6 protein-coding genes are annotated in these 6,903 nt (G+C 72.4%); 1 reads left to right on the forward strand and 5 read right to left on the reverse strand.

Features of this window, described 5'->3' with window-relative positions; all coding sequences use genetic code 11:
• Positions 1-2 precede the first annotated feature (2 nt).
• The 5 genes from VNF07_03015 to VNF07_03035 all read right to left on the reverse strand — a co-directional run bounded on the left by VNF07_03015 (position 3) and on the right by VNF07_03035 (position 6,151).
• Complete coding sequence (locus VNF07_03015) at positions 3-2,363, reverse strand: xanthine dehydrogenase family protein molybdopterin-binding subunit (protein HVB05204.1); 2,361 nt, start codon at positions 2,361-2,363, stop codon at positions 3-5.
• 184 nt (positions 2,364-2,547) lie between these two features.
• Entirely contained in the window at positions 2,548-3,357 is an 810-nt protein-coding gene (locus VNF07_03020) for a metal ABC transporter permease (protein HVB05205.1), read from the reverse strand.
• Between the two features lie 45 nt (positions 3,358-3,402).
• Entirely contained in the window at positions 3,403-4,317 is a 915-nt protein-coding gene (locus tag VNF07_03025) for a metal ABC transporter permease (GenBank protein ID HVB05206.1), read from the reverse strand.
• Between the two features lie 5 nt (positions 4,318-4,322).
• Positions 4,323-5,162 (reverse strand): metal ABC transporter ATP-binding protein, encoded by an 840-nt coding sequence (locus tag VNF07_03030; GenBank protein ID HVB05207.1) that lies wholly within the window; start codon positions 5,160-5,162, stop codon positions 4,323-4,325.
• Positions 5,159-6,151 (reverse strand): zinc ABC transporter substrate-binding protein, encoded by a 993-nt coding sequence (locus VNF07_03035; protein ID HVB05208.1) that lies wholly within the window; start codon positions 6,149-6,151, stop codon positions 5,159-5,161. Before VNF07_03035 ends, VNF07_03030 begins: the two co-directional genes overlap by 4 nt.
• Before the next feature lie 226 nt (positions 6,152-6,377).
• Between VNF07_03035 and VNF07_03040 the strand changes: the two genes are divergently transcribed.
• Positions 6,378-6,875, forward strand: coding sequence for a Fur family transcriptional regulator (locus tag VNF07_03040; protein ID HVB05209.1), 498 nt, complete (start codon positions 6,378-6,380; stop codon positions 6,873-6,875).
• Positions 6,876-6,903: the final 28 nt, after the last annotated feature.

Consider the following 6,903-nt stretch of genomic DNA (forward strand, 5'->3'; position numbering starts at 1 on the left):
TCCTAGTGACCGTCGTCGCCGGCGCCGCCGCGCAGCGCGAGCGCCTCGAAGACCGGTGGTGGCTCCCGCCAGGGGTCGGTGTCGCCGGCGCGCGCCGCCCCGATCGCCCGCCAGACCCGCTCGGGGCTCAGGGGGAGGTCGATGTGGCGCACGCCGAGCGGGCTCAGCGCATCGACGACGGCGTTCTGCAGCGCCGGCGTCGAGCCGATCGTCGCCGACTCCCCGATGCCCTTCGCGCCAAGGGGGTTGTACGGGGTCGGGGTCTCGGTGTTGCTCACCTCGAAGCTGCAGAGCTCGGCGGCGGAGGGGATCCCGTAGGTGGCGAAGCTCGAGGTGAGCGGCGCCCCCTGCTCGTCATAGACCATGTGCTCCCAAAGCGCCTGGGCGATCCCCTGCGCAAGGCCGCCGTGCTGCTGGCCGGCGACGAGGAGGGGGTTGAGGATCCGCCCCGCGTCGTCGACCGCGATGTGGCGGAGGACCTGCACGCTGCCGGTCTCGGTGTCGACCTCGACCACCGAGACGTGCGTCCCGAAGGGGAAGGTCGGCCCCGGCGCCGTGAAGTCGACCACCGCCTTCAGCGCCTCGCCGCGCTCGAGGGCGGCGGCGGCAAGGGCGCCCCAGTCGAGCGCCCGCGCCGGCACCCCGGCGATGCCGACCTGGCCGTCGTCGCTCACGACGATGTCGGCGGGATCGGCCTCGAGGAGCTCGGCGGCGAGTTCGCGACCGCGGGTGACGACGAGGTCGGTGGCGTCGCTCACCGCCGCGCCCCCGAGCTGCAGCGAGCGGGAGCCGACCGTCCCCCCGCCCCGCGGGACCTCGGCGGTGTCCGCCTGGATGAAGCGCACCGCGGCGAGCGGGATCCCGAGACGGTCGGCGACGATCATCCCGAAGGCGGTGGCGTGCCCCTGGCCGGTCGCGGTCGTCCCGACGCGGATCGTCGCGCTGGCATCGGGGAGCACCTCCACCTCGCCGTACTCACCACCCGAGGCGCCACCAGGGGCGGTGATCTCGACGTAGCTCGCGACGCCGATGCCGAGCTGCAGGCGGTCGCCGCGCCGGCGACGCTCCTCCTGCTCGGCGCGCAGCTGCGCGTAGCCCGAGCGGGCGAGGGCCTCGTCGAGCGGCCGCTCGTAGTCGCCGACGTCGTAGAGCATCCCCGTCACCGTCTCGTAGGGGAAGGACTCCTTGGCGATGAAGTTGCGGCGGCGCAGCTCGACGGGATCGACCCCGAGGGCGTCGGCGCCGAGGTCCATCATCCGCTCGACCATCGCCGCCGCCTCGGGGCGGCCGGCGCCGCGGAAGGCCCCGACGGGCGAGGTGTTCGTGAGCGCCGCCGCGGCGTCGACGTCGACGCGCGGGATCCGGTAGACGCCCTGGGTCATGTTGCGGGTCGGCCCCATCACGAGCACGCCCCCGAAGCCGCCGTAGGCGCCGGCGTCGCCGATCACCCGCAGGCGGAGGCCGACGATCCCCCCGTCGGCGTCGAAGCCCATCTCCGCGTACTGCACCTGGCTACGGCCGTTCATGCCGACGAGGTTCTCCTCACGGCTCTCGATCCACTTCACGGGCCGTCCGGTGAGCCGGGCCGCGGCGATCGCCGCCACGTACTCGGCGGCGAGGCCGGTCTTGCCGCCGAAGCCCCCGCCGACGTGCGGCGCGACGACGCGGACCTCGCCCGGGTCGAGGGAGAAGATGCGCGCCGCGGCGTCGCGCAGGCGATGCGGCATCTGCGTGGCGACGAAGAAGGTGAGTGCGAAGCCGTCGCCGGCGCCCTCGGGGAAGACGAGGATCGCGTTCGGCTCCATCGGCGCGGCGGCCATGCGCTGGTTCTCGAGGCGGGCGCGCACGACGACGGCCGCACCCTCGAGCGCCCCGGCGCCGTCTGCGTCGCGCTCACCGCCGGCGAGGTTGCTGCCGAGCTCGTCGAAGAGCAGCGGGGCGTCGGCGAGGAGCGCCCGGTCGAGGTGGGTGACGGCGGCGAGGGGCTCGTAGTCGACGGCGATCAGCTCGAGGGCGTCGAGGGCGCTCGCCCGGTCCACGGCGGCGACCATCGCCACGGCCTCGCCCGCGTAGCGGACCTTGTCCGAGGCGAGGGCGGTGCGGCGGATCTTCGGCTGCACGACGCTCGGGGAGAAGGGCCCGATCGGGAGGTCGGCCGCCGAGTACGCACCCACCACCCCCGCGGCGCGCCGCGCCTCGCTGCAGTCGACGCTGCGGACCAAGGCGTGGGCGTGCGGGCTGCGCACGAAGGCCAGGTGGAGCGCGCCCTCGGCGGGCAGGTCGTCCACGTAGCGGGCCGCGCCGATGAGCAGCTCGGGGTCCTCGACGCGGCGCACCGCGTTGCCGAGCAGTGAACCCGCCACCCGCGCTCCTCCCTCGAAAAGTCTCCCCGAGCTGACCCGCCCGAGGTTAGGCGAAGCTCCAGCGACGTCTGCCCCCGACGTGCCGACTTCCTCCCGGTTGCCGCGAGGCCCCGACCCTCTCGCGCGCCTCCGAGCATCGCGCAGCGCGCCCCCGCCGGACGGGCGGCGCGCTGCCCGCCTTGCCTCAGGCCGCGAGGAGCCGGCGGTCGGCGTCGCCAACGGCGCGACGCCGCCAGCTCGCCCAGGCGCGGCCCGCGCCGTAGCAGCAGGCGCTGAAGGACCCGACGAAGAAGCCGACGGGCCAGTTGGTGAGGTACGAGCTCGCGATCGCGGCCCACACCGTGACGAGCGCGAGCACGACGGAGAGCGCGATCGCGACCGGCGGCCGGTCCGTGAAGGAGCGTGCTGCGGCCGGCGGCCCGATCATCAGGCTGAAGATCAACAGCGCCCCGACGACGGGCACCGTCATCGCCGTCGCGAGGGCGATCACCAGGAGAAAGGCGATCTCCACCCGCTGGCGGCGCACCCCGCGGGCCTCGGCGACCTCGGGAACGACCGAGGAGTAGACGAGCGGCCGGTACAAGAACGCGACCCCCGCGAGACACGCGAGACCGAGGGCGGCGACCGGCAGGATCTCGGTCACGCTCACGCCCAGCACCTCGCCGAAGAGGAGGGAGAAGATCTCCGGCTCGTACTCGGTGCTCCTGCTGAGGAAGAGCGCCCCGAGGGCGAGCATCATCACGAGGGCGAGGGCGGTGACGACGTCGTGGCGCCCGCGGCGGCCGAGCGACCCGATGCCGAGCGCGGCGAGCAGCGAGAACACCGCGAGGCCGAGGAGGGTGTTCACCCCGAGGAGGTTCGCTCCCGCCGCGCCCGCGAAGGCGCCCTTGGGGATCGCGTGCGCGGCGAAGGCCGCGCCGCGCAACACGACGAAGAAGCCCACGACGCCGCCGACGACCGCCACGACCGTCGCGATGGCCCATGCGTTGAGCATGAACCCCGCGAACATCAGACCGCCCCCGGGGAGGCGCGGCACGCCTCAGTCATCGAGCGGGCCACCGCCTGCGGCGTTCGCCAACCCGGCCACAGCCGACCGCCGCCTCGCGCCCGAGAGCGCCCTCGGCAGCCCCGAGGCGAGATACGAGACGAAGACGATGGCGACGATGAAGAAACTCACCGGCCAGCCGTTGCGCGCCGAGCCCCAGTAGTAGCTGTCGTAGGCGAGGAGGATCCCGAGCCAGGTCGCGCCGACGCCGATCAGGACGGCGAGCACCATCGCCCAACGCACCTGCTTGGTGAGCCGCAGCGCGACGGCGGGCGGCCCGACGAGGAGTGCGGTCGAGAGGATCGTGCCGACGACGAGCGACGACAGTCCGACGGAGATCGCGAGCGCCACCATGTAGAGCACTCCGACCACCCGCACCGGCACGCCGCGGGCGCGGGCGATCTCGTCGCTCACCGAGGTCAACAACAACGGCCGGTAGCAGCAGGCGATCAGCCCGAGGGCGACGCCCCCGAAGAGGAGGACGAAGGGAGTGGCGGAGGCCTGCAGGACGAAGATCGAGCCGAAGAGGATCTGCTGCGAGGCGCCGGTCGTGGCGCCGGTCGTCGTGTCGAGGTAGAGGAACAGCGCCGCGAAGCCGGTGGCCGCGCCGAGCACGATTCCCGTCGCGAGATCCCGCCCCCTCGCCCGTCGCACGCCGATCGCCTCCATGACGCCCGCGCCGAGCACGCCGCCGGCGACGAATCCGAAGAGCGGGATCATCCCGATCAGCAGCGCCCCCGACCCCCCCGCCGTCGAGACGTCGGTGAGGGCGTGGCCTCCGAAGGACTGGCCGCGCATCACCGTGAAGATCCCGACGAGCGCCGAGACCGCGGCGATCAGCGCACCGACCTCGAGGGCGAGGCGGACGGGCTCGCTCGCGAAGAAGCCCACCTGGAAGACGAAGTGCACCGGGATCAGCCGACGACGAGATCGGGGCTCACGGCGAGGACCGCCTCGTCGCCGCTTCCGTGGCCGGCGACGACGAGGACCCGGCCGTGCACGTGCAGGACGTCGACGTGGTGGCCGTAGAGCGCACCGAGGACGTCGGGGCGGATCACCTCCTCGGCGGTGCCGCTCGCGGCGCGCCCACCGGCGAGGTAGACGATGCGGTCCATCACCGGCAGCAGCGGGTTCATCTCGTGCGCCGAGAGGAAGACCGCGACGCGCTGCTCGGTCGTGATGCGGGCCAGCAGCTCGATGACCTCCTGACCGCTGCGGAGGTCGAGGTTGGCGAGCGGCTCGTCCAAGAGGAGCAGCTTCGGTCGGCTGATGAGGGCGTGCGCGATGAGCACCCGCTGCTGCTCGCCGCCGGAGAGCTGGCCGACGCGCGAGTCCGCGAAATGCGTCGCATCGACTGCCTGCAGCATCTCCTCGACGAGGGCGGCCCGCTTCGCGGAGCGGATCGGAACCCCGAAGCGGTGCCCGTCGATCCCGAGCGCGACGAGGTCACGGGCGCGCAACGGGATGTCGGGGTCGAGCAGCGCCTTTTGCGGGACGTAGCCGATCGACCGGTTGCGTCCGCTCCTCGGCTCGCCTCCGATGAACACCCGTCCGGCCGTCGGTCGCTCGAGGCCGAGGATGACCCGGAACAGCGTCGTCTTGCCGGCGCCGTTCGAGCCGATCAGCCCGGTGAACTCCCCGGCGCGCAGCGCGAACGAGACCGCGTCGAGGATCTTGCGGCCCGAGAAACGGACGTCGACGGCCTCGACGGTGAGGACCTCGGCCTCCGCGGCCCCGGCAGGAGGCCCGCTCACAGCCGCTCGGTGGAGGCCTTGTGGAGGACCGCCTTCTGAATCGCCTGCACCTCGGCGAGCATCCACGTCTGGAACTTATAGCCAGGCGTCGGCATGGTCTCGTAGACGCCGACCACGGGGATCCCGGACTTCACGGCGGTCTCGCGGATCGAGGTCGTCAGCGCATCGACGACCTGCTCGTTGTAGCAGAACACCTTGACCTTGTGCGCGGTGAAGAAGCTCGTCTCGAGGGAGATGTCCTGGGGTGAGGGGTCGACCCCGTTCATGATGTCGGCCTGGAACCCGAAGGGCGTGAGGTTGTCGATTCCCATCGCCGTGAGCAGGTAGTCCGCGACCGGCTCGGTGGTCGCTGCAGCGGTGCCCGAGTACTTCGCCTTGAAGTTGGCGATCGCGTTCTCGGCCGGCTTCAGCGCGTTGTCGAAGGTCTTCAAGTTCGCGCTGAAGTAGCCGGCCCGGGAGGGGACGAGCGAGGCGAGCGCCGCGGCGATCGCCAACGCCACCCTCGGCATCGTCGTCGGGTCGTACCAGAGGTGGGGGTTGGCGGTGCGGTCCGGCAGCCCGAGCAAGCTCTGGACGACGATCACCTTGCGCTTCGGGCTCGGCGAGGCCGACTCGATCTTGCTCATGAAGGTGTCGTAGCCAACTCCGTTCTGCACGACGAGCTCGGCGGCGCTCACCTCCCTCGCGACGCTCGGGCTCGACTCGAAGGTGTGCGGGTCGGTGGTCGGGTTGTTGAGGATCGACGAGACGCTCACGTACTTCCCGCCGATCTGGCTCATCACGTTCGCGTACTCGTTCTCCGCGCCGACGGCGGTGACCAAGGCGCTCGTCGAGTGGGCCGCCGCCTTGTCGGGCCGGGCGGAGGCCGCGGCACCGTTGGCCACCCCGGCGCCGAGGATCGAGACGAGGACGGCACCGACGGCGAGCAGCGATGTCCGACCGGCGGGCTTGACAGAGCGACGGGCGCTGAGACAGGAACGGGGAGGCACGCCGCGATCATAGAATGGGACCGAGTCTCATAACAAGTCTCACCGGACGGGCCGCCGCGGCGCTCGCCTGGGCGGTGCAGTCGCGGCCCGCTCGAGAACGTCTCCTCGAGGATCGGCAGGTGTTTATCTATGGGGGTGCCGGTGACCGAGACCCCCGAGGCTGCGGCGGCGCTCGTCGCGGCACGGCGCGCGCCGGCGGCCCCTCGGTCCCTCACCGCGCCAGCCGGTGCGGAGCACTCCGACGAGCGCTAGCCCGGGTGGTCGCGGGACCACCTCGCCCGGCCACCGCAGCAGCGACGAGCTGCACGCGGTCGTCGCCGCTCGGCTCCGCCGCGTCGACCAGCGCTACACGAGCGGGCGGCGGGCGATCATCGATCTCCTCTCCTCGGTCGGCCATCCCGTGAGCATCGGTGACATCGCGGCGCGCCTCCCCGAGCTGCCGCGCAGCTCCGCCTACCGGAACCTCGTCGACCTCGAGAACGCCGGTCTCGTGCGCCGCATCGCCGCGCACGACGAGTTCGCCCGCTTCGAGCTGGCGGAGGACCTCACCGAGCACCACCACCACTTCTTGTGCGTGAGCTGCGGAAGCGTGCGGGACTTCACCCTGCCGGAGAACCTCGAGGGCAGCATCACGAGTGCGATCGACCAGCTGGCCACCGCCGAGGGCTTCCTGCCGCACGGCCACCGCCTCGACGTCTTCGGCCTCTGCAGCTCCTGCCGGTAGCGGCAGCCTTCCGGCTGGCGCGGCCTAG

This window comes from Acidimicrobiales bacterium, from assembly GCA_035533595.1.
Lineage (GTDB): Bacteria > Actinomycetota > Acidimicrobiia > Acidimicrobiales > Bog-793 > DATLTN01.

Excerpts from the sequence above, each read along its gene's own strand:
- VNF07_03020 (HVB05205.1), bottom strand. The coding sequence starts at position 3,357 with ATGCTCAACGCATGGGCCATCGCGACGGTCGTGGCGGTCGTCGGCGGC.